Origin of the sequence: Salinivibrio sp. SS3 (assembly GCF_001722105.1) — a bacterium.
GTDB classification, from domain to species: Bacteria; Pseudomonadota; Gammaproteobacteria; order Enterobacterales; family Vibrionaceae; genus Salinivibrio; species Salinivibrio kushneri.
Genome location: NZ_MEBQ01000043.1, coordinates 367,919 through 391,603 on the forward strand (window position 1 = coordinate 367,919; position 23,685 = coordinate 391,603).

20 protein-coding genes are annotated in these 23,685 nt (G+C 51.3%); 11 read left to right on the forward strand and 9 right to left on the reverse strand.

Features of this window, described 5'->3' with window-relative positions:
* Positions 1 to 2: 2 nt before the first annotated feature.
* The 4 genes from BGL48_RS13485 to BGL48_RS13500 all read right to left on the reverse strand — a co-directional run bounded on the left by BGL48_RS13485 (position 3) and on the right by BGL48_RS13500 (position 3,617).
* A complete protein-coding gene (locus BGL48_RS13485; protein WP_069363113.1) occupies positions 3 to 761 on the reverse strand; it encodes a MipA/OmpV family protein in 759 nt (252 codons plus the stop codon).
* 75 nt (positions 762 to 836) lie between these two features.
* The gene (locus BGL48_RS13490) at positions 837 to 2,126 is read right to left on the reverse strand and encodes a sensor histidine kinase (RefSeq protein ID WP_069363114.1); all 1,290 of its coding nucleotides are present in this window, start codon (positions 2,124 to 2,126) and stop codon (positions 837 to 839) included.
* Positions 2,123 to 2,797, reverse strand: a complete 675-nt coding sequence (locus BGL48_RS13495; protein WP_069363115.1) for a response regulator transcription factor — start codon at positions 2,795 to 2,797, stop codon at positions 2,123 to 2,125. The genes BGL48_RS13490 and BGL48_RS13495 overlap by 4 nt, the downstream gene beginning before the upstream one ends.
* A gap of 133 nt (positions 2,798 to 2,930) precedes the next feature.
* A complete protein-coding gene (locus BGL48_RS13500) occupies positions 2,931 to 3,617 on the reverse strand; it encodes a type 1 glutamine amidotransferase domain-containing protein (protein ID WP_069363116.1) in 687 nt (228 codons plus the stop codon).
* A 258-nt stretch (positions 3,618 to 3,875) separates the two neighbouring features.
* Here BGL48_RS13500 and BGL48_RS13505 point away from each other — a divergent pair, with 258 nt between their 5' ends.
* The 6 genes from BGL48_RS13505 to BGL48_RS13530 all read left to right on the forward strand — a co-directional run bounded on the left by BGL48_RS13505 (position 3,876) and on the right by BGL48_RS13530 (position 10,958).
* Positions 3,876 to 4,418: a copper resistance protein NlpE gene (locus BGL48_RS13505; RefSeq protein ID WP_069363117.1), complete on the forward strand. Its 543-nt coding sequence runs from the start codon at positions 3,876 to 3,878 to the stop codon at positions 4,416 to 4,418.
* 447 nt (positions 4,419 to 4,865) lie between these two features.
* Positions 4,866 to 6,053 carry an ectoine hydrolase DoeA gene (doeA, locus tag BGL48_RS13510; protein WP_069363118.1) on the forward strand — a complete coding sequence of 396 codons (1,188 nt, stop codon included), beginning with the start codon at positions 4,866 to 4,868 and terminating at the stop codon, positions 6,051 to 6,053.
* A 157-nt stretch (positions 6,054 to 6,210) separates the two neighbouring features.
* On the forward strand, positions 6,211 to 7,206 hold the full coding sequence (doeB, locus tag BGL48_RS13515) for a N(2)-acetyl-L-2,4-diaminobutanoate deacetylase DoeB (RefSeq protein WP_069363119.1): 996 nt from the start codon (positions 6,211 to 6,213) through the stop codon (positions 7,204 to 7,206).
* 10 nt (positions 7,207 to 7,216) lie between these two features.
* On the forward strand, positions 7,217 to 7,705 hold the full coding sequence (locus tag BGL48_RS13520) for an Lrp/AsnC family transcriptional regulator (protein WP_069363120.1): 489 nt from the start codon (positions 7,217 to 7,219) through the stop codon (positions 7,703 to 7,705).
* Positions 7,706 to 7,962: 257 nt separating this feature from the next.
* Positions 7,963 to 9,522, forward strand: coding sequence for an NAD-dependent succinate-semialdehyde dehydrogenase (locus BGL48_RS13525; protein WP_069363121.1), 1,560 nt, complete (start codon positions 7,963 to 7,965; stop codon positions 9,520 to 9,522).
* A gap of 32 nt (positions 9,523 to 9,554) precedes the next feature.
* Positions 9,555 to 10,958: an aspartate aminotransferase family protein gene (locus BGL48_RS13530; protein ID WP_069363122.1), complete on the forward strand. Its 1,404-nt coding sequence runs from the start codon at positions 9,555 to 9,557 to the stop codon at positions 10,956 to 10,958.
* A gap of 77 nt (positions 10,959 to 11,035) precedes the next feature.
* Here BGL48_RS13530 and BGL48_RS13535 read toward each other — a convergent pair whose 3' ends face one another.
* The 3 genes from BGL48_RS13535 to BGL48_RS13545 all read right to left on the reverse strand — a co-directional run bounded on the left by BGL48_RS13535 (position 11,036) and on the right by BGL48_RS13545 (position 13,656).
* Positions 11,036 to 12,580, reverse strand: a complete 1,545-nt coding sequence (locus BGL48_RS13535) for a BCCT family transporter (protein ID WP_069363123.1) — start codon at positions 12,578 to 12,580, stop codon at positions 11,036 to 11,038.
* A 184-nt stretch (positions 12,581 to 12,764) separates the two neighbouring features.
* A complete protein-coding gene (locus BGL48_RS13540; RefSeq protein ID WP_069363124.1) occupies positions 12,765 to 13,196 on the reverse strand; it encodes a hypothetical protein in 432 nt (143 codons plus the stop codon).
* Between the two features lie 160 nt (positions 13,197 to 13,356).
* A complete protein-coding gene (locus BGL48_RS13545) occupies positions 13,357 to 13,656 on the reverse strand; it encodes a DUF6916 family protein (protein WP_069363125.1) in 300 nt (99 codons plus the stop codon).
* A gap of 946 nt (positions 13,657 to 14,602) precedes the next feature.
* Here BGL48_RS13545 and BGL48_RS13550 point away from each other — a divergent pair.
* The 4 genes from BGL48_RS13550 (at position 14,603) to BGL48_RS13565 (ending at position 19,879) form a co-directional block, all read left to right on the forward strand.
* Positions 14,603 to 15,208 carry a TetR/AcrR family transcriptional regulator gene (locus BGL48_RS13550; protein WP_077486742.1) on the forward strand — a complete coding sequence of 202 codons (606 nt, stop codon included), beginning with the start codon at positions 14,603 to 14,605 and terminating at the stop codon, positions 15,206 to 15,208.
* 202 nt (positions 15,209 to 15,410) lie between these two features.
* Entirely contained in the window at positions 15,411 to 16,568 is a 1,158-nt protein-coding gene (locus BGL48_RS13555) for an iron-containing alcohol dehydrogenase (RefSeq protein ID WP_069363127.1), read from the forward strand.
* A 76-nt stretch (positions 16,569 to 16,644) separates the two neighbouring features.
* On the forward strand, positions 16,645 to 17,667 hold the full coding sequence (locus BGL48_RS13560; protein WP_069363128.1) for an NADP-dependent oxidoreductase: 1,023 nt from the start codon (positions 16,645 to 16,647) through the stop codon (positions 17,665 to 17,667).
* A gap of 244 nt (positions 17,668 to 17,911) precedes the next feature.
* A complete protein-coding gene (locus BGL48_RS13565; protein ID WP_069363129.1) occupies positions 17,912 to 19,879 on the forward strand; it encodes a sensor histidine kinase in 1,968 nt (655 codons plus the stop codon).
* 22 nt (positions 19,880 to 19,901) lie between these two features.
* On the opposite strand, the gene BGL48_RS13570 is transcribed toward BGL48_RS13565, so the two are convergent.
* Both BGL48_RS13570 and BGL48_RS13575 read right to left on the reverse strand, forming a co-directional pair.
* The gene (locus tag BGL48_RS13570) at positions 19,902 to 20,852 is read right to left on the reverse strand and encodes an aminoimidazole riboside kinase (protein WP_069363130.1); all 951 of its coding nucleotides are present in this window, start codon (positions 20,850 to 20,852) and stop codon (positions 19,902 to 19,904) included.
* Positions 20,853 to 20,879: 27 nt separating this feature from the next.
* Positions 20,880 to 22,313 carry a sucrose-specific PTS transporter subunit IIBC gene (locus BGL48_RS13575; RefSeq protein ID WP_069363131.1) on the reverse strand — a complete coding sequence of 478 codons (1,434 nt, stop codon included), beginning with the start codon at positions 22,311 to 22,313 and terminating at the stop codon, positions 20,880 to 20,882.
* Between the two features lie 282 nt (positions 22,314 to 22,595).
* Here BGL48_RS13575 and BGL48_RS13585 point away from each other — a divergent pair, with 282 nt between their 5' ends.
* On the forward strand, positions 22,596 to 23,588 hold the full coding sequence (locus BGL48_RS13585) for a LacI family DNA-binding transcriptional regulator (protein ID WP_069363133.1): 993 nt from the start codon (positions 22,596 to 22,598) through the stop codon (positions 23,586 to 23,588).
* Positions 23,589 to 23,685: the final 97 nt, after the last annotated feature.

The window sequence follows — 23,685 nt, forward strand, 5'->3', positions numbered from 1 at the left end:
CGCTAAAAGGTGTATAAATAGCCGGTATTGAACGACCACAGATCGTCTCTATCGATAATCGGGCTGTCTGATATCTCATCGCCATAGTGGCGATAGCTCGCCCCTAACAAAAGATGATGCGCGCGGCCAAGCGTGTAATAGAGATTGAGGTCGGATTGGAATTTGCAGGTTTGATCAGGTTGATAAGTGGGTCGGCCAGCTTTGGTATCTTGCGCTGACACGCCAACATAATAACGACTGACCGCGCGACCCACACAAGTCAGTGACACTTGAGGGTCAAGCACCCACTGGCCTTGTTCCATCGGCGCGCCATAACGGGCCACTACCGCGCCGCTATTATGGTTGTTCGAGATATCATGATGATAGCCCAGCTCAAAATAGCCCACAGATGTTATCCAGCCCGTGGTTAGATTAGCGGTATACACCTTATCAAGGCTTTCCATATCCTTGAGGGTTTTGCTGTCACCGCGGGCGTGGTCGCCAAACACATCGTCGCCCACACCCGCCGACACATACCAGCTGTCGCCCTCGGCCAGATATACACCTAGGGTGTCGTTGCGATAAAAAATTCCCTCCCATTGCGCCTCAACCACCAGCTCGATGTCTTGGTCATCTTCGCCATCTGTATAAATCGACGGCTCGGTATAGCCAACCAACCCGACGGTCAGATAATTATCCCCAGACACGCTGTCGGTTTGCGCGTGTCCGACCAAGGGCATCAGAGTCAAAACTAAACAGATAAGTGTGACAAATGGATTCACCGGCGATTCTCCATAATGGCGAAATAGTAACTGAGAGTTCGCCCTTATCTTGAAACAACCGGTATTAAGAAAACCTTAAGACTCTCCCGTCATATTGTGCGCCGCTTCCCAATTGATAATCGCCCTCGCCATCTGAGCGTCGCACTGAAATTCAAAATGCCAGTTAAGCTGACCGGCAATACGCTCAACAAGTTGTAGACCTAGACCAAATCCGATCTGATTTTCGTTCACGCCTGAATCAATAGGGTTAGCAATCGAAAACTGCCCGTTGGTGATCCGAATCTCAATCACGCCGGGCGCACTGTAGGTGAGCGCATTGCGAATCAGGTTGGTACTCGCAATACGAAACAATTCCCTCTCGATACAAATAGGATCACTGTGATTATCGATATGGACAGTCACTGGCTTATGCGCTGCAAGATATGCCAGCTCATCCACGAGGGTTGCGCAAAGCGATCCTAGGTCGACCTTTGATTGACGAACCTTATCCGGATGTTGCCGTGCTAGCCAAAGCAGTGATTCAGACAGCGCCATCATATTAACGTTGGCACGCGAGGCACGCTGCAATGCCGGATAACTGGCATCCTTGTTATCGATACGCAGCGACAAAGTATCCAGCGATGCCTGCATAATCGCTAAGGGCGTGCGCAGTTCATGGCTGGCATGCTTTAAAAACTGCTGCTCCCGTTGGTTATACTCACGCACCTGTTGCAACGAGGCCATCAAATGGTCGGCGATTTGGTTAACTTCACGTACCGAAAAGCGCACATCGATAGCTTGATCAGGGTGTGTTTTTACTCGCGCCGACCATGCCACCAACTCTTTGAGTGGCTTCAATGCATTGTTGAACAACAGTCCAATCACGGTGACAAGCACCAGCATAAAAGCGGCAATTAACACGCTGGCATCGGCCAAAGAGCGCTCGACAATCATGGCGGCTAATGCTTCGATTTTTTCTGCCGCTTCAAATTCGACCAAGTACAGGCCTTGGGATAGGTACTGGTCGGAGTACAACAAGTAGCCATACTCACGCGTTCCACTGTCATTAATGCGCTGTATTTCAATTGGATCATCGGGCTGTATCGGCTTCGAGGAAAACAACTCACGCACCGATTTTGGGATAGCCTGCCAATCTCGATACGCACTGACAGTGTCGCTTTGGGGTAATAGATAGTTAGGATCGGCGGTCAGCTTTTGCTCTAGCTTGATCGCATCGAGCCGCATGTAGTTTTTGCCTGCCTGACTGATTTGATAAAAACTAAACACGGTGACAAGTGCCAACAACCCGATAAAGATCGCCACCGCCATCAACAAAAGCTGGCGGCGCGATTGTGCCGCGAGGCTTCGAACCGGACGTTGGCTCATACCGGCGCGGCCTCAGAAAGAGACAAACCAATGCCGACATGGGTGTGGATCAGCGTTTTTGCAAAGGGCTTATCAACTACTTTGCGCAAATGGTGAAGATGCACGTTAATGGTCCCTTGCCGCACATCCTCGCTGGCCCAAATCGCCTCTTCAATATCGCTTTTGGACACCACAGTGGGGGAGCGGCGCGCTAACAACAGTAAAATATTCCAGCCGATGGGGGTCAGTTTAAGCGGCGTGTCACCGCGCGACGCGATATGCTCTTTGGGATAAATCGTCAGATCGGCAATGGTAATACATTCTCGCACCGGGTGATGACGCCGATGCAAGGCCTGTAAACGTGCGAGCAACAAGGGCATGGTGCAAGGTTTGACCACATAATCATCCACACCAGCACGAAAGCCCTCAAGCTGGTCGGTTTCCGCATCACACGCAGTCAGCATTAACACCGGGGTATCAATGCCCTGTTCGCGCAGCTCACGACAAACCGCCATACCCTGTGTTTTGGGCAGCATATTATCGAGTATCACACAATCAAACGTCTGCTGGCTGGCAAGCTGAATACCCGTTTCGCCGTTATAGGCAAAATCACAGTCGATATGATGCAGCTCTAAATATTCTGAAATCGCTAAGCTGAGATCGTGGTCATCTTCAATGATGAGTATTTTCATGCGGCGTGCTCTTCTATCCGTGTCGTTTTTAATCTACACGAATCCATTGGATAAAATACACCCCACTCTTTTTATCTCGTCCGATACAAAAAAAGCGCCCGCAGGCGCTTTCATCGAAAGACTATCATATGACTTACTTTAGCAATGCCAACACCGCATTGACGCAGGCTTCAGATGACACCGGATTTTGCCCTGTCACTAAGTTGCCATCAGTAACCACATACGAGGTAAAGTCATCCGCTTTCTCATAAAGGCCGCCGTTTTCTTTGAGCATATCCTCAACTAAAAACGGCACCACCTCAGTCAAGCCAACGGCGGCTTCTTCGCCATTGGTAAAACCAGTGACCCGTTTCCCTTTCACCAGTGGCTCGTCCCGGTCTGAACGCGTATGGCGGAACACGGCAGGGCCGTGGCATACCGCACCAACGGGTTTACCCTGATAGTAGAAGGTCTCAATCAACTGACGTGAAGTCGGATCTTCCGCCAAGTCCCACAATGGACCGTGTCCACCAGGATAGAAAATCGCGTCATACTCATACGCATTTACATCGCTTAGCTTGACGGTGTTATTAATCATATCTTGCAGCTCAGCATCGCCATCAAACCGACGGGTAGATTCGGATTGCGCATCCTCCGCCTCGCTGTTTGGGTCAATCGGCGCCGCACCGCCGTTCGGGCTGGCAACAACGACTGTTGCTCCAGCATCTTTAAACGCGTAATAAGGGGTGGTGAACTCTTCAAGCCAAAAGCCTGTCTTGTGTCCCGTATCGCCCATGGCATCGTGAGATGTCAGCACCATCAAAATTTTATGTTGTTGCATCATCGCTCCTTATTGTCACGCGTTTGGGTAGTATTTGCTTGGTTTTCATTGAGTAGACTAACAAGACATGGGTGATAACGTAAAAGGTGGTCGCTTAGATCACTCTCATCAGTTGACGGTTTTTTTACGTTGATTGTCTAACGCTGACCTAATGTTAGCGCAATAATGACACCCAAGCGCAGCAAACGCCTATCATGGAGCCATTCATCGCTGGCAATCCAGCAACGTTTTAGCTTGAACACATTAAATGAGGTCCACATGAAAAAAACCTATTTACTTGCACCACTGGCACTGGTTGTCGCACTTGTCGGCTGTGAACAGCAAACCAACGAACCAAAAGAGGCGCAGTCGCAAATCGAATCTAGCCTGGACGACGCCCAAAATGCAGTGAAAGAAGGCACAGAGCAAGCGATGGATAGTGCAGAAAACGCCATCGATAGCGCAGAAAACACCGTTTCTGAAATGGTTGATCACCACAACGCTAAAACCTCACTAGACTGGAACGGTACTTACCAAGGTGTGGTGCCCTGCGCCGACTGTGAAGGTATTGATACCACACTAACACTGAACCCAGACAACACGTATTCACTCACCAAAACTTACTTGGGCAAAGAGGGAGAAGCCCTTAAAGAATCAGGCACCTTTAAGTGGGATGAAACAGGCAGTGTCGTGATCCTTGAAGGCCTGACTGACAGCCCTAACCACTTCTTTGTGGCGGAAAACCAGGTGATCATGCAAGACATGAATGGCGAAACCATCGAAGGCGACCTTGCTGAGATGTATCACCTGAAAAAGCAGTAATCTACCACCGCCATATTACGTGATAAGGGCCTAGCGCTGGCACCATCAACCAGCACTAGGCCCTTTTCGTATATTTTCTATCCCCTTCCCACGCTTTCCCGCTTCACTCCAACACTTGCCTGTCTGCACAAATTGGCAGTTTAGTGACAAATTTGTTGCTAATATAACTTGACGGGTTTTCACTCTATGGTTTAACTCTTAAATAGAGGCGAAACAAAATCTTATCCAGTGAGCAGGCCGAACGGGCTCACTGAGCAACAGCCGCACCAGACAGTAGAGTCGCCTGGATAAGACCGCGCAACACTCGCGCTTCCTCCGTTTGTTCGATAAAAAGACCGAAAAACGGCACCTTTCTGTACCGGTAATCATACTTGATCCAAGTTTGATTACCGGTCAGTAGTACGTTTATCAGCGCCACAGTCGTGGTATTGAACAGGAGTCACGCGTATGAGCGACGTTGTATTGAAGTTCTCTCACGAAGAATACAGCGCCCGTTTAGCCAAGGTTCGCTATGCCATGGAAGAACATGAAATCGACACCTTGTTGGTGCACGACCCCTCCAACATGGCGTGGCTTACCGGTTACGATGGCTGGTCTTTCTATGTGCCTCAGTGCGTAGTGATTGGCGCAACGGGTGACCCTTTGTGGTTCGGTCGTATCCAAGACGCCAACGGTGCGCTGCGTACTGTCTACATGAGCGCTGAGTGCATCACCTACTATCCTGACCATTACGTGATGAATCCACCGCTCCACCCCATGGAGTACCTTTGCAATTACGTCCTGGCAGAACGTTATTGGGATCGTGGCCGCATCGGCGTTGAGAAAGACAACTACTATTTCAGTGCCACCGCCTTTGAGTCGCTCAAAGAAAATCTACCGATGGCAACGCTGGTCGATACGACTGGGCTGGTTAACTGGTGTCGCGCGGTCAAATCCGATCAAGAACTCACCTACATGCACACGGCCGCCCGCATCGTGGAGAACATGCACCGCGTCGCCTTTGAGATGATCGAGCCCGGCTTACCCAAGCACCTACTGGTGGCCGAAATCAATAAACACGCGGTGGTCGGCCACGATGGTCACTTTGGGGATTATGCCGCGATCGTGCCGATGTTACCCTCGGGCGGTGATGCGGCAGCGCCTCACTTAACGTGGGATGATCGTCCGTTTAAACGGGGAGAAGGGACCTTTTTCGAAATCGCCGGGGTGCATCGCCGCTATCACTGCCCACTCTCTCGCACTATCTTCTTAGGAGAGCCGGGCTATGAATTTTTGCGTGCTGATGAGGCTTTACAGGCCGGTCTCGAAGCAGGTCTCGCGGTCGCCAAGCCTGGCAACACATGCGGAGACATTGCCAACGCCCTCAACGATGCCTTGTTACGCTATGGGTTTGATCGAGAAGGCGCGCGCTGTGGCTATCCGATAGGATTAAGCTATCCACCCGATTGGGGCGAGCGCACCATGAGCTTGCGCCCAAGCGATCAGACGATGTTGCGTGAGGGAATGACCTTTCACTTTATGCCAGGGTTGTGGATGAAAGACTGGGGCATCGAAACCACAGAAAGCATTGTGATCACCCGCGATGGTGCGCAAACTTTGTGCGATCTACCGCGCCAATTGTTTGTCAAACATTAGCTTGGTACAACGAGTCAGAAACGGAGTACCCTACTTGTGCCCTTTTCTGTTCAGCCTGATTATTGTTTTTAGCTACACTCATAAGGTGATGATTTAAAGATTAAACTTTACCCGTTTCCGCCGGATTGAGCGTCACAACAGATCACAAGGAGAGGTTATGGAACCCACCGCAATTGAAGCCACCGTCGATTTTCATGCCGATGGTGTACAGCATGGCTTTCTTAAACTGCCTCATTCACACGACCAATCCGCTTGGGGCTGTGTCACCATTCCGATCACTGTGATTAAAAACGGCGAGGGTAAAACGGCTCTACTCACAGGTGGCAACCATGGGGATGAATACGAGGGCATTACTGCATTACTCAATACCTGCCACCAACTGATGCCCAGTGATATCAAAGGCCGAGTGATTATATTGCCGATGATGAACGCGCCCGCAGTAACCGCAGGCACGCGTACCTCGCCTTGGGATCAAGGAAACATGAACCGCGCGTTTCCCGGCTCGCCCACTGGCAGCGTCACCGAGCAAATTGCCGATTACTTCACTCGGTATTTGATCCCGCAGTGCGATACGGCTTTAGACATTCACTCAGGCGGTAAAACCTTAGATCTGATTCCCTATGCGGCGTCCCACCGCTTAGAGAACCTTCAGCAAGCCGACGCCTGTGCCGAAGGGGCTCGCCTGTTTGGTGCCCCCTATCAAGTACAAACCACTGAAATGGATGCCACCAGCATGTACGACACGGCGGTAGAGCAACAAGGTAAGATTTTTGTCACCACAGAGCTTGGCGGCGGCGGCACCAGCACCCCTGAATCGATCGCGATTACCCAACGTGGTATTCACAACTTTTTAGTGTTTTCGGGCATTCTACAAGACGATTATCGCCACCCCTCGGTCGCGCCCGTCAAACTCGAGTTACCCGATAAACACTGCTATGTACAAAGTGAACACGCGGGTATTATTGAGTTCTGTGTGCACTTGGGCGAGACCATCAAAAAAGGCGATTTGATTGGTAAAGTACATAACATCGAGCGCACTGGCACCGAGCCCGTTCCCTACTATGCCGAACGCGACGGTATTTTACTGGCCAAACGTCACTTGGGACGGATTTACATCGGCGATACCTTTGCGGTGATTGCCGAGCCTGTTTAACGGAGGGGCCATGAAGCTGGATAAATTCGATATCAAAATCTTGCAGATCCTGCAGCAAGATGGCCGCATCACCAAATCTAACCTCGCACAGGCGATCAACCTGTCTGTGAGCCCTTGTTGGGAGCGGGTAAAACGGCTCGAGCAAGCGGGGATCATCGAGGGCTATGGCGCCCGTATCAACCCGGATGCGGTGGTGAAGTTAAATACCGTGTTAGTCGAAATCACTCTCGGCCAGCACGATGTCGACAGCTTTCAACGCTTTGAGCGCGCCATGCAAGCCTGCGACGATGTCAAAGAATGTTGGGCGACAGGCGGTGGGATAGACTATATCGTTCGCCTTGGTGTCACTGATATCGACTATTATCAGCGCCTTATCGACAGCTGGCTAACTGATGACCTTGGCATCAAACAGTACTACACCTACATCGTCACCAAGCAAGTGAAGCGCCCCTCTCTCACCTTACCGCTTGAAACGCCAGACATTGCTGCTAATGGTTAAACCAGACTTATCCTTGCTTACGCATGCTCAATGACGCTCGCGCATGCGTTGTTAACCTCTGAGCAATACCTGTCACATTATCACGGCAAATGCCCGTTTCTCTTGTGACCAGAAAATTTTCTCCTGCTATTGCGCGGTTTCAGAAAAAATTTCGTTAATCCCGCACCTGAACAAAAAACCTCTTTTTCGTGCATTGCATACAGTAACAGTAGGCAAACGCTGATAGGCAGCGTGGCGATTTTCAATCAGGAGGGAGTATGACCGTATTCCAATCACGCGATCTTCACTACTCGGGAAGCGCAGCCAATGCATTGCGTCATGATATCGCCGGCAAAGCCAGTTCCGACGTGCTTGCCTACCTCGACGATCAGCGTCTGTTTCGCCAGCTCGCCTATTGCAATGGCAAATGGGTGAATGGTGACTCTGATACGCCGGTGCTCAACCCCGCGACGGGCGAAGTGCTTGGTTACACCGCATCACTCAACGCCACGCAAATCAATCAAACCATTGATGACGCCGAAACCGCTTTCCATTTGTGGCGCGCTGAGTCGGCCGAAACGCGCGCCAAGCTGTTGATGAAATGGCACGACCTCATCATGGAAAATCAACACGATCTCGCGCATCTGATGGTGCTCGAGCAAGGCAAAACACTGCGCGACGCCGAGGGTGAAGTCGAGTACGGCGCGTCGTTTATTCACTGGTTTGCCGAAGAAGCCAAACGCGTGTATGGCGACACCATGCCTAGCCACATTCCCAATGCGCACCTAGCGACATTACGTGAACCTATTGGCGTGGCCGCCTTGATCACCCCATGGAATTTCCCTAATGCGATGATCACCCGTAAAGCGGCAGCGGCTCTCGCGATTGGCTGTAGTGTGATCGTCAAACCCGCAGAAGAGACACCTTTCTCAGCCCTCGCCCTGGCCGAATTGGCGGAACGTGCTGGGATCTCTGCCGGTGTATTTAACGTGGTGATGGGCGACGCCCCCATGGTCTCCACCCAGCTTTGTCAAAGTGACAACGTTAAAGCGCTAAGCTTTACCGGCTCAACACGTGTCGGTCGGTTATTGCTCGAGCAAAGTGCGCAAACCGTGAAAAAGTGTGCCATGGAGCTTGGCGGCAATGCGCCCTTCATTGTGCTGCCTGATATGGATATTCAACAAGCGGCGCGCGCGGCCATCGATGCCAAGTTCCAAACATCGGGGCAAGATTGCTTGGCCGCCAACAAAATTTTGGTGCCACGCGACAAACATCAAGCCTTTGTCGATTCCTTCGCCGCGTTGATGGATGAGCTTGAAGTGGGCAATGGTTTGCTGCCCAGTACCGATATTGGCCCTCTCATTTCCGCACGGGCAGTGGACAAAGCGCAAGCAATCGTCGATGACGCCATTGCCAAAGGGGCGACCGTGATGGGCGGAAAGCTCAACCCCAACCTCGGTGAAAACTTCTTTGCGCCTACGCTTATCACCAAGGTGACGCCGGATATGTTGGTGTACCAAGAAGAAAATTTTTGCCCAGTAGCGGGCGTGATTGCCTACGACAATCTGGATGAGGCCATTGCGATGGGCAACGATACCGAGTATGGGCTCTCAGCCTATGTCTACGGCAATGATATTCGTGATATTTGGCGCTGTCTGCGCGGCCTTGAAGTCGGCATGGTCAGTGTCAACTCAGTGAAAATGACCGGCCACCCGATTCCCTTTGGTGGCGTCAAACAGTCGGGCTTAGGCCGTGAAGGAAGCCGCTATGGCATCGACGAATTTAGTGAAATCAAATACTACTGTTTAGGTGGCTTGCCCACGGTGAGCGGCAGCTAATTCAGGTTTGCTGACGGATAAGGAGACTGATCATGCGTCCAGAAACAAAAGCCTTGTTGGAAAAAGACAGAAACACCGTATTCCACGCCTCAACGCACTTAAAGCAGTATGCGCATGGCGAGATGCCAGGGCGAGTGATTGAGACCGGGAAAGGCATTCGCATTACCGATTCAGAGGGCATTGAGCTGATTGACGGCTTCGCCGGGCTCTACTGCGTCAATATCGGCTATGGCCGCGAAGAAATGGCCGATGCCATCTACGATCAAGCGAAAAAGCTCGCGTATTACCACACCTATGTGGGCCACACCAACGAAGCGCTGGTGACGCTGTCGGAGCGCCTGATCAACATGGCCCCCGGCATGAGCAAAGTCTATTACGGCATGTCAGGCAGTGATGCCAATGAGTCACAGCTCAAGATTGTTTGGTACTACAACAATGCGCGTGGCAAACCTGAGAAGAAGAAAATCATCTCACGAGATCGGGGTTATCACGGCTCCAGCGTGGCATCCGGGTCACTCACGGGGTTACCACTGTTCCATGCGCATTTTGATCTGCCCATTGAGCGCATCAAACACACCATGGCTCCCTACTATTATCGTCGTGAAGACACCGGCATGACCGAGCCTGAATTCGCACAACATTGTGCCGATGAACTGGAGAAAATGATCCTTGCTGAAGGCCCGGATACCGTCGCGGCGATGATTGCCGAACCGGTACTCGGCACGGGTGGCATCGTACCGCCCCCCGAGGGCTACTGGGCGGCGATTCGCAAAGTGCTGGATAAATACGATGTCTTGTTGATCGCCGACGAAGTGGTATGTGGTTTTGGTCGTATCGGGAGTGATTTTGGCTCGATTTACTACGATATGAAGCCTGATCTGATTACCGTTGCCAAAGGGTTAACCTCTGCCTATCAACCGCTCTCCGGGGTGATAATCGGTCACCGAGTGTGGGATGTTTTGGAAGATGGTACCGATGCGTGGGGGGCGATTGGTCATGGATACACCTACTCTGGCCACCCACTGGGCGCGGCAGCTGCACTGTGTAACCTTGATATCATCGAGCGCGAGAATCTGACTCAGAACGCCGCGACCACGGGTGAATATCTGCAAATGAAAATGAAAGCCGCGTTTGCGGATCACCCGTTGATTGGTGACAGCCGTGGTGTCGGTTTGCTCCATGCGCTTGAGTTTTCACCCGATCGTGCCAACCGCAGCCATTTTGACCCCAGCCTGAAAGTGGGGCCACAGGTCGCCGCCGCGTGTATGGAGCAAGGTCTGATCGCGCGTGCCATGCCACATGGCGATATTCTTGGTTTCGCCCCACCCTTGGTGGTCACCCCTAATGAGGTGGATGAAATTGTCGCCAAAGCGCAAGTCGCTGTCGATAAGGTGATGGATAAGCTGGTCACCAGCGGACAATGGCAACCCAAATAGCGTGATGACTCCTATCCAATAAGCAAAAAAAAGCGCCGACAACGCGGCGCTTTTCTCATTAACAAGCTCAGGTCTTACTAGCTGGCAGTCGCCGGCTGTACTGCCAAGTTGGCTTCTTTTTCTTGTTGCATCCGCATCACCGCAATCGGGCCGGTAATGAAGGTAAAGGCAATCAAGAAAGACACAGGCACGGCGGTGATCACGATAAACGACTGAAGCGCATTCAAGCCACCATCGCCGGCAAGCAGAAGTACACCGGCAACCACACCCATCACAATCGCCCAGAATAGACGATGACGGCGAGTTGGCTGGTTGTCACCTGATACGGCCATCGCAATCGAGTATGCCATCGAGTCACCCGTGGTCGCCACGAAGGTAGTGGTCAGCAGCATAAAGGCTGGGATCAGAACCACGCTGTAAGGCAGCTGTGACAAGGACGCAATCAAGATCGCCGGCAAGCCCGCATCCGCCATTGGACCAGAGATGCTGCCAGGCGATTGCAACTCATAAAAGATACCCGTACCACCCAGTACTGAGAACCAGAAGTTAGTCGCAATCGGTGCACAAATCGCAACGGCGAAGATCAATTCACGAATCGAGCGGCCTTTCGAGATACGAGCGATAAAGATCGCCATCATGGGTGCAAAACCAATAAACCAACCCCAGAAAAACCAGGTCCACCATGCATTCCAGCTGCCGTTATCGGTATTCAGTGCTAGCGTGTGCATGTTGTTCAGGTAGTAGCTAAAGCCTGAGCCAAACTGCTCAAAGATAAAGCCAGTTGGCCCCAGCACAATCACCACGCCCAACAATACGGCAGCGCCAATCACATTCATGCGGCTCAGCCATTGTAGGCCCTTATCCATCCCGGTAAATGCAGAGATAGAGTAAATCGCCACGACGGCAGCCAGAATCAGCATCTGCATTGGCATGGTGTTTTCGATACCGGCAAAGCTTTCTAGGCTGTAGCCAAGCTGGGTCGCCAGAAAGCCGATTGGGCCAATGGTACCGGCAGCCACAGCAATGATAGAGCAAGCATCAATCACAGAGCCTAACCAGTGATTTTCCAGCTTGTCCCCAAGTAGCGGATACAACAACGCACGAGGGCGCATGCGCACACCCGCTTGGTGGTGGGCATACATCAGCACGATGGTTGCCAAGGTGCCTAACACGGCCCAGGCTAAAAAGCCCCAGTGGAAAAAGCTTTGGCTCAGTGCGGGGGCGACGGTATCCATTACACCCGCTTCCATGTCACCCAACGCCGGCGGCGGGGTCATGAAGTGATAGATAGGTTCCGCGGCTGACCAGAATACACCACCACCCGCAAGTAGGGTGCACATGATCATCGCAACCCAACGGAAACGACTCATCGAGACAGTATCCGTGGCGCCGAGTTTCAATTTACCAAATTTACTGCCGCCAATCGCGAGCGCCAGTACGAAATTGATCACCATTAACCACTGCCACCAGTAACCAAAAAGATTGGCAGACTCAGCAAACAGAGACTGGATAACAGATGAGAAGTGTTTCAGGTCAAACAGGGCAAAGGCAAGGAAGACAGCAACAAAGCCGATGGTAAATACGGCAACGAGACGGTCATTATTTTGTGTAGATTTAAGCATTAGTTCGCTCACAAGGTGTGTGAGGGACGGGACTCTATCAGTGTGGCGAATGAATGACCAGAACAAATTGTTACAGTCAAAGAAGGAAAAAACGTGACAAGCATCACCTATTCAGCCGTGGCGGGGGCTGAATAGGAATATGACATTTTTGTTAAATGGACAAAACTTACCCAACACTGTTTTGTCACGCTGGCGCTTTCGATTTCTCTGTCTTATTCGTCTTACCCGTTTCGAGCACTTTTTTATGCAACACCACGGTAGCGCGATACAATTTAGGATGAACCTGTGACTCGCCTTTTTTTGCGCGATTACACGCCGAAATCACTGCCGCGGTAATGCAAGCGGCCACTTTCATCTGACCAAGTTGATAGGCATAGTTGGCAACTTTAATCGCCATAAAAATCGATTGGTCGCTGTATTTGTAATTACGGGCGGCGAATTTCTCAAAGCGGAGAAAGTCTTTGTGATAACCCTTAAGAATGCGATTCACGTGGCGATCGTAATAATTTTTATACTTGGCGTAGCTCCCTTTAGGGTTGCTCGCCATAATGTCTCTTACCCAAACAAACGATTGCAGCTGTTCTTTTTCAAATAAGCCACTCAGCCAGGCAAACATATGACCTCCCTACTGCTAGCTTAGCGGCCTTATTCTACTCAATTTCCATGACTAATCTACGAAAAGGGAAAAGTAACTTATTGACTGGCGGTTATTTAATCAGTGTTGGTCGCTAACTACCACGAGGCCCAATGGGCAACCGCGAGCGACCATAGAACGATTAGGCTTGCGTGTTGATGTTGATGGTATAGGTGGCATCGCCCGCGGGAAGCATATGTAGGATTTGCTCGCCAAGCGCTGGATGGGTAAGCAGGTAATTGCCTTGCGGAAAGCGGGTGTCTTCGGGCCCTTTCAATACCAGGCTGAAGTTTTCTACCGCCTGCCCGCCCACCTCATCACCGTGGCCAGGATGAGTGTCGACACGCGCCAGCGTCATTGCATATTCCGTATCCGTTCCATCAATGAGCGTGATCGTTTCATTAATCAATTCATTGACATGCTGGAAAGATAGTACATTCATCGTCCCTCCCGCGCCCCTGTTTGGGTCAATGCGCTTGTGAAAGCTTTACTGATAAGATTAGATGAAAAATTCGACAATGCACAATAGCTTAGTGATTTTTTCAATCGCTTAGAACGACAAAAGGCAACCCGATGGTTGCCTGACTCACGCTTGATTATGCTGACCCAGCCGTTTTAACTTGGCGGGTCTTATTGGACTTCGTTTTGTAGTAATACCACAAACGTCTGCTTTTGTTGTTCATCGAACACCTCTCTACCAGATTAATGAACGATATTAATGCCAAGCGCCGAATGCGGCGCTACGTCACATTCTTATATTATTTCGAATCGGAAAGCAAATTCGATCACCGTTAGGCAGAGAATTGGCAAGTTCGTGATTCAAAAAGACAATGCACGAGCCGTTAAGCACATAACAGGGGGACGTGGATACACAGTCAGCCACAGGGCGAGAAAACACTCGGCTTAGGGTATTACGTGCATATGCAATGCGTCAGGCGCTAGGCCCAAAAAAGAGAAAGCCGCTCTGCTGAGCGGCTTCGAGATGCATTCCTTGTTGGTTGTTGGTCAATGAAACGCTTTTTACGTTGCCCCGTGTGCTCACTACGTTGAGCGTCCTTACCGCATGGTCTTGTGTTAATGGCCTGGCTGGCGGCTAACAAGGTGTCGTCATGGGCGCCTGACATTAACGGGGTCTTAACTCATTAAGGCGCGTCACTGCGCGCTAATCATCTACCAAATTGTGTGTCAGCTCGGCTGACTCTTTCAGTAAAGCACACGGTTGCCACTATGCCACTGCGTGCCGTTCAAATTGTGAACAACGTAATAAATCTGACATCAACTGGGATTGCGCACAGCATACCGGCCCAATTTATGCCAGCGAACCGCGCCAAAATAAAAATTTCCCGCACCACTAGACGACCGGTCTAATTTTAATTATGCTGCCCCACATGAAATCGAGCAGCACCCAAGAAAACAGCAGCCACAATGCGACCCACCAACATTTGTTGGAAACGGGCGTGAGCGTGATGGCGCAATTTGGCTTTAGTGGCGTCGGCCTTAGTGCAATACTAAAACAAGCTGGCGTGCCCAAGGGCTCCTTCTACCATTATTTCGCGTCGAAAGAGCAATTCGGCCAAGCAGTGTTGGATCACTATTTTGCTTGCTACATTGCCGATGTAAATCGCCTGCTGACCGATAAGGCAGTCTCACCCATTGTGCGGGTCCACAACTACTTTAGCCGTTGGCAAGCACAATACTGCAGCCTAGATCCGGTGCAAACTTGCTTAGTAGTGAAGCTGAGTGCAGAAGTGGCCGATTTATCCGAGCCAATGCGGTTGGCGCTACGCGATGGCACCGACCAATTAATTGGCCGCTTGGCTGATACACTGGCACAAGCGCGTGATGTCTTTGACGATAAAACCGCACTGACCACCGCTACGACCTTGTATCAGTTGTGGCTGGGTGCCAGCTTACTAACCAAGCTGCATCGTAACGACAGTCATCTCGCGCAAGCGATGACCATCACCGAAGAAAAGCTCGGGCTGATCGATTAACGGCGCTTTGCTGTACCAAGCATCGCTTCAACAACAAGTTAATACCCGATGCGTGGCACTCGCGACGGCCTCATTGTTAGCGACAGCCACCATCTACTTAAAAACCCGCTTTGGCGGGTTTTTAACCGGCACCAGCTAGACGACCGGTCTAATTTAAATAAACGCTTGATACTATCAAGCACAATAAAAGGAAGGATGAGCAATGAACAACTTTGAGTTCTACAATCCCACACGTATCGTTTTTGGCGAAGGTAAGATTGCCGAGCTGGATCGGCTCATCCCGGCCGATGCAAAAGTGTTGATTCTTTTCGGCGGCCAAAGTGCAAGAAAAACAGGCACTTTGGATGAAGTCGAACAAGCGCTAGGGCAACGTCAATTTGGCCTATTTGGTGGCATTGAACCCAACCCGCGCTATGAGACCTTGATGAAGGCGGTCGAGAAAGTCGGCGCTGAAGGTTATGACTACCTCCTCGCCGTGGGCGGTGGCTCAGTGATCGATGGCACCAAATTCGTGGCCGCGGCGGCGAAATATGACGGCGACGCATGGGACATTCTCACCAGCATGGGTGGCAAAGTAGAAGCAGCGCTGCCGTTTGGCGCCGTGCTCACCTTGCCTGCTACCGGCTCTGAGATGAACAAAGGTTCGGTGGTGACCCGTGAATCGATGCAAGCGAAACTGCCGTTTATGAGCGAGTTGGTCTTCCCGCAGTTCTCAGTGTTGGATCCGGTGAAAACCTACACCCTGCCGATTCGCCAAGTGGGTAACGGTGCGGTGGATGCGTTTGTTCACGTGGTTGAGCAATACCTCACCTATCCAGCCAATGCACCGGTACAAGACCGCTTTGCCGAAGGCCTACTACAAACCTTGGTTGAGCTGGGCCCACAAGCGCTGGAAACACCAGAAGATTACAATGTGCGTGCCAGTCTGATGTGGACCGCCACCTTGGCGCTTAACGGCTTGATTGGCGTGGGTGTACCGCAAGATTGGTCAACCCATATGCTTGGTCACGAACTGACAGCCCTGCATGGTTTAGACCACGCCCAAACCCTTGCCGTGGTACTGCCTGCAATGCTCAATGAGAAGTTTGAGCAAAAACAGGCCAAGCTCGCACAATTTGCTGAGCGTGTTTGGCATATTGACCAAGGCAGCGACGCCGAGAAAGCCAAATTAGCAATCGAGAAAACACGCGACTTTTTCGAGCGCATGAACGTGAAAACGCGCATGAGCGATTACGATCTGGATGAAACCGCGATTGAGCCCTTGATTGAAAGCCTGGCTCAACACGGCATGACCCAACTCGGTGAACATGGCGATGTTACCCCGGACGTTTGCCGTCGCGTGCTGCAAGCCGCGCTGTAATCGCCGGTTTATTTCATTGCTATTTTGAGGCGCGCTGAATCAGCCGCCTCTTTTCCCAACATCAAGGGAGGAACTAATGTCAGCATTAACCAATCAACGTTTTGTTCTCGCATCGCGCCCGGTTGGCGCGCCCACTGCCGAGAACTTTCGCTTAGAAGAAGCCGCCATTCCCGCTCTGGGCAACCAAGATGTACTGATTGAAAATCATCACCTATCGATTGACCCTTACATGCGCGGCCGAATGAGTGATGCCAAATCATACGCTGAACCCGTAGCCATTGATGGCCTAATGGTCGGCGCCACCGTGGGTAAAGTGCTGGAATCTAACCACGCCGATTACCAAACCGGCGATTGGGTACTCGCTTACAAAGGTTGGGAAACCCATTCTGTCGTCGATGGCGATACCCTGCTTAAACTTAACCCAGATTTAGCCCCAGTCTCATACGCGCTTGGGATCTTGGGCATGCCCGGCTTCACCGCCTACATGGGCTTATTAGATATCGGCCAACCCAAAGAAGGCGATACCCTGGTGGTCGCAGCCGCAACCGGCCCCGTTGGCGCGACCGTCGCACAAATCGGTAAGCTGAAAGGCTGCCGCGTGGTAGCGATTGCCGGTGGTGAAGACAAATGCCAATACGCTCGTGAACACCTCAGTGTTGACGCGTGTATCGATCACAAAGCCGATAACTTTGCCGAGCAGCTTGCCGAAGCCTGCCCGCAAGGCATTGATGTGTACTTTGAAAACGTCGGCGGCAAGGTATTTGATGCAGTGATGCCACTGCTTAACACAGGGGCACGTATTCCCGTGTGTGGCTTGGTATCTCAGTACAACAATACCGCCCTGCCAGAGGGCCCAGACCGCCTTTCGCAGTTGATGGGCACCATCTTGGTTAAGCGCCTAACCGTGAAAGGTTTCATTATCTTTGACGACTACGCGCACCGTTATCCTGAGTTCGCTCACGATATGGCCAAATGGGTCGGTGAAGGTCAAATCCATTACCGTGAACACGCGGTGAATGGCTTTGAGCAAGCGCCCCAAGCACTGATTGATGTACTTGAAGGCCGCAACTTCGGCAAGATGGTCGTCAATATTAAATAAAGCCCACACGCTTTATTTCGCAATCCCGAAAACCCTGCCTCCCCCTTAGCGATGGATCGCTAAGGGGGTTTTTATGAGTGACGTTTGCTTTTCAGTTCCACTCCCCTTCTTGATGCAGAAGAAACACTCAGTACCAACTACACTAATGGGGATGATTGACTAGCTTCATCGAAATTTGGCAAGGCTGACCGCAGGACACAACCGCTCCACACCTGTTTCAGCTAAGAAAGAGGATGTATTCAAAATGGCCAAAGTCGCACCCATGATTCGTCATCAGATCAACCTCGGTTTTGCGTTTGTTCTGATTATGGCATTACTGACGATTTTTGCGGTGGTGGAATGGAAGGTAAAACCCGAGCTTATTGAGCAGCGACAAGAGCGGATCAGCATCAACCAACACGCCCTGCTCGATTTACTCGACGCCAAACTCGGCCAAATTGAACTGTTAACCAGCACCATGGCGTTAGCGGGGACCACACTCCCCAAAGATGAAGTTCTGTTCCGCACCACCTTTCCCGAGATCCTCAATAATCATGGCGATCCAGCGATTGCCGGCGGTGGTATCTGGCCCGAGCCCGGCACATTTACACAAGGGGTGGCGCGGCGCAGTTTTTTCTGGGGCCGAGCAGGCGCGACCATGGAGTACTACGACGATTACAACCATCCAGACGGGAAGGGGTATCACAATGAAAGTTGGTACGTAGCGGGCAAAACAACCCCCGCCGATCATTGCAGTTGGTCCAACGCCTATATTGACCCTTTTACCAAAGAGCCGATGATCACCTGCACCGTGCCAATGAAAGATGATAAGCGCTTTGTGGGTGTCGCCACCGTCGATATGAGGCTCGCCGGCATCTCAGATATTTTGTCCCAGTATGGCAAAGAAAACGGTGGCTATGTCTTCGCCTTCGACGCAGACAGCAAAGCGATCAGTTTTCCCCAATCAGCCGTCACCTTTCAACCCTACAGGAACACACTATGGACGCGAGACGAACTGCAAGTGCAATTGCCTTGGTTGCAATCGGCGTTCAAGGCAACCCAAACACTCAGCACCAGCAAGCTAATCACGGTAGAAAATGACGGCATCCTCAACGAAGCCGCGTATGTTCATTTGATTCGCTACCCTGAAGCCGACTGGGTGATTGGCCTCGCCGTCCCTAAAAGCAAAATGACCGCCGCCGCTGACAACATGGGGTTGTTTTTAATGATAGCGATTGGTGGCTTGCTGCTCATTGTCGGTGTCATCGCGACGATCACCGCCCGCAATTTACTAGATAAAATTCGACAAACCACCCATCAGATCCGAGAGTTGATCGATGGTGAAACCACCCAAGCACTCGACGTGGGGAACCTGAATGAAGTCGGGGAATTACGCCATGCCGTCAACGATTATGGTGATAAACTAAAGGCACTGCTGTTGCAGTTAGAAACACTCCAAGATGAATTGGTTCAGAATGAAAAACTGTCCTCACTCGGCTCCCTGGTCGCAGGCATCGCACACGAGCTGAATACCCCCATCGGCAACGCACTGATGTCTTCAACCTCCATCTTGTCGATGAAGCAAGATTTTGTCCAACAACTCGAAAAGCCGATCACACGTGACGATTTAGACCAATTTCTCACCCATGTTGAAGATGGGACACGGATTGTTGAACGTAACATGTCACGTGCCTCCGAATTAATCCGTGCATTCAAACAACTGGCCGTGGATCAAACCAACGACCACCAGCGCGAGTTTGACCTCCATCATCTTATCAACGAAGTGCTTCTGTCTTTGCGTCCGACACTTCAGCAAACACCTCACCACCTTGATGTAGATATTCCTGAGGCAATTGAGCTCAATAGCTATCCAGGCGCCCTCACCCAAACGCTGATCAACTTAATTAACAATGCGTTAGTGCATGCATTTACCACGCAAGATCAAGGCCATATTCAAATCCATGCGAGTCAGGATTCACACGATCAGGTACATATTATCGTCCAAGATAACGGCGTAGGCATGACGCCAGACGTGCAAAAACACATTTTTGATCCCTTCTATACCACCCACCTCGGTCAGGGCGGATCTGGCCTTGGCTTACATATTACCTTCAACCTCATCACGAGTGTGCTCGGTGGCCGTATTCAGGTAAAAAGCAAACCGCAGCAGGGCAGTCGCTTCATTGTGACGATTCCACTGACGGCCCCCGAACGTGTCTCGTCGTCTTCATGACGATGGCAGGTAAATGGGTATATCATTGTCCAGCCAACTGCAACGCCGTGGGCAACGCGGTCATAGCACCTTTTGCCGTGGTAGCCAGTGCGCCACAGCGGTTGCCTTGACGCACAGCTTCCGTTACCGCCTCTGGCGACTGCCAGTCGGGCAACTTGGCAAGGGCTGCCAATAAGCCGCCCATAAACGCATCACCAGCACCCGTGGTATCCACGACCTTGGCAGGTGTTGTCGCCACCTGCCAAAGCGCTCGGTTGAACGCAACTTGTGCACCGTCACTGCCTAGCGTGACCACCCACAAGGACACACTCGGTACGTGCGAGACGAGCACTTCAAGCGCGGATTTGATAGACCGGCTCTCGCTGGGCTCAGAGCCTGTCACTAACGGCTTAGTCAGTAAGGCAAGCTCATCATCAGACACTTTGACCACATCCGCCAACGGCAAGGCTTGCCACACGGTTTCTAGCATTTGCGCCTCGCTTTGCCACAGATCCTCACGCAAATTGGGATCAAAACTGACAAAGCCACCATTATCACGGCACGCTTGCATGGCACCGAGCGTGGCCGATCGCGAGGGTTCGTTAGCTAACGCAATGGAGCAAGCATGCAACCACTGCCCTTTTGCGAACAGTGGGAAGTCGTAAGGCTGCACAAACTGATCGGCACTGGGTTTGACCATAAAGGTGAAGCTGCGCTCGCCATGCTCATCCAGCTCGACCAATACCGTTGAGGTACGTTGCGTTTCATCGCGATGCATAAATCGCGTATCCACGTTTTCACTCGCCAAGGTATTTTGCATAAAGCGCCCCAGCGGATCGCTGCCCACTCGGCCAATAAAGCCGGTTTCGCCATCCAGTCGAACAATCGCCACCGCCACATTGGCGGGTGCACCACCCGGACATTTTAGGTAGTGGTGTTCACCATCTGGGATCAAATCCACCACCGCATCACCGGTGACCCATACCTTATTCATCACACTTGCTCCTCGTTTCACGCTCGATTAGGCCGCTGCAGCTTGTGCGTATTTTTTACGCGCACCCAGTACATAGGTCACAGAAAACGCCACAACAAAGGCAATCGCCATACCAATGATATAAGGCACCACGCCGTCAGGACGGATAGAAATGATCCCTGGCAGCCCCGCGGCACCCAACGCTTGCGCTTTCACTTTAAAGAAGGTGACAAACGCGCCCGCGCAGGTTGCCCCTACCAGCGCCCCGATAAACGGATAACGATATTTTAGGTTAATACCAAACATCGCCGGTTCAGTGATGCCAAGCAGAGCCGTGACACCCGCCGGCATCGCAATCCCTTTCGCTTTCACATCCGCGGTTTTCAGCCCAAACGCCAAACAAGCAGCGCCTTGTGCCACATTCGACATCGCGGCAATTGGGAAGATAAAGGTACCGCCGGTGACCGCAATGTCTGCCAACAGTTGGGTTTCAATCGCGATAAAGCTGTGGTGCATCCCGGTGATCACAAACGGCGCATACACAAACCCGAACAACGCACCGCCAATCATTCCTGCTGATTCATAGACCCAGTTAAGACCATCGCCGAGTAAAAAGCCGAGATCACGGGTAAATGGACCCACCAAGGTAAAGGTGATCAGGCCGGTAATAAAAATGGCCAGCAACGGGGTCAGCAAGTTATCCAGCACCGAAGGAATAATACGACGTAACCCTTGCTCGACTTGCGCCAAAATATAGGTCGCAACCAGCACAGGCAGTACTGAGCCTTGATAACCGACTTTTTCGATCTCAAAACCAAAGATTTCCCACACCGGAATATCACCAGATACCGCGGCACCGCCAAAGCCCCAGCCGTTAAGCAGATCAGGGTGCACCATTAACATCCCCAGTGCCGCGCCCAAAAAGGGGTTAGCGCCAAATTTTTTACTGGCTGAAAACGCCAGCAGTACCGGTAAGAACACAAACGGCGCATTGGCGAAGGTATTGATCATATTGGCCAAGTCGCCCATTTGTGGGTAGGCCTCAATCAAGGACTTGCTATCAACAATCAAGCCTGGTGCAGTGAGGATATTGAAAATCCCCATCAGCAGACCACCGGCGACAATGGCTGGAATAATGGGAACAAAAATATCTGATAGCCCTTTCACCGCGCGTTGTAGCCAATTTTGCTTTTCAGCGCCAGCCGCCGCCACGTCTTTCGACGACATGTCTGACTGGCCCGTTAACTTGCTGAATTCGGCATAAACATTATTGACAATGCCCGAGCCAAAAATGATCTGTAACTGACCGCTGACTTGAAATTGGCCTTTCACGCCTTCAATCGATTCAATCGCGCTTAAATCCGCCAAGTTATCATCATGGAGTGCGAGTCTTAGCCGCGTGGCACAGTGTGCCGCCGCCGCGATGTTTTCTTTTCCACCCAGTTTATCGAGTAGTTGTTGTGCTATTTTTTGGTAGTTCATGGCTACTTCCCCTGCACGCTCTCACCGTCTTTGCCACCGTCACTTTTATTTTCGTGTGGCGTCACACGCTCCACATTTTCGGGAACGATCCCGAAAATGATGTGCTGAATCCTGTCAAGCATCAAGTATGAGGGATAATAGCTGTGAGATCGATCAGCAAACCAGAACCTAACCCTCATCTTAAACGTGACAAATGTCACTAAATAAGGGGCTTTCAGGGCGCTATGTTTGCAAACGATCTGCAAATGGAACGATCATAGCGCTTCCAGTAAAGGAGAACCCATGGCTAGCTTGAATGATGTCGCCCGTTTAGCGGGTGTTTCCAAATCCACTGTGTCGCGCGTGATTAACCAAGAGTATGGCGTAAAACCCGCGACGATTGAGAAAGTTAATCGCGCCATTGAGCAATGCGGCTATGTGGTCAATCAAATCGCTAAGGATTTGAAATCCAATAAAACCAACCTCATCGGGGTGATTGTGCCGCGTGTTTCCTCACATGCGATGTCAGCCAGTGTCGATGGTCTTAGCCATGTGTTTGATCAAAAAGGGAAACAAGTACTACTGGCCAACACTCGACAAGATGATCATCGTATTTGTCATTACCTTGATTTGTTCAATCAAAAACGGGTCGAGGGGATTTTGCTGTTTGCTTCTACACTCAACCCTACCGTGGTGCAGGCAATCAAACGCTCGAGTGCACCAGTGGTGGTGATTGGCCAAGACGGCTCACCCTATAACATCCCCAGCGTGATCCATGATGATTACCGAGTCGGTTTTTGTGCTGGCGAGCAGCTTATTAAAGCCGGTTGCCAACAGGTGGGCTTTCTGGGGGTACAAGCGGAAGATATTGCGGTTGATCAGCAGCGTTATCAAGGCTTTGAGAGCGCATTGACCACGTTGACCCAAACGGTACCCTTGTTCCATTACCAAGGCCAGTTCTCGATTCAATCAGGCCATGTCGCCATGACCGCCATGCTAGCGCAATACCCTGATCTTGATGGCGTCTTTTGTGCCACCGACCGCATCGCTATTGGCGCTATCCAAGCCTTGCAAGCACAAGGGATCACCCCTGGACGCACCGTGAAATTGATTGGCGTGGGCGATGATGAGCTTGCCCAAGTGGTGTCGCCAAGCTTATCCACGTTTAACTATGCCTTTGATGCCGCAGGAGAAAGTGGTGCCAAAATGCTGCTCGAGTTGCTGGAAACCGGACAAAGCCATGTATCCAAATTGGTGATGGGCTTTAACTATATTAGCCGCGCTACCTGCCCTTAACATCGCGATCGTTAAGCCAATACAGAGAAATTTTACTTGCGCCAACACCGTCTTATTCGCTATTTTTGGAACGTTCCCGAAAATAAAACTGGTACGG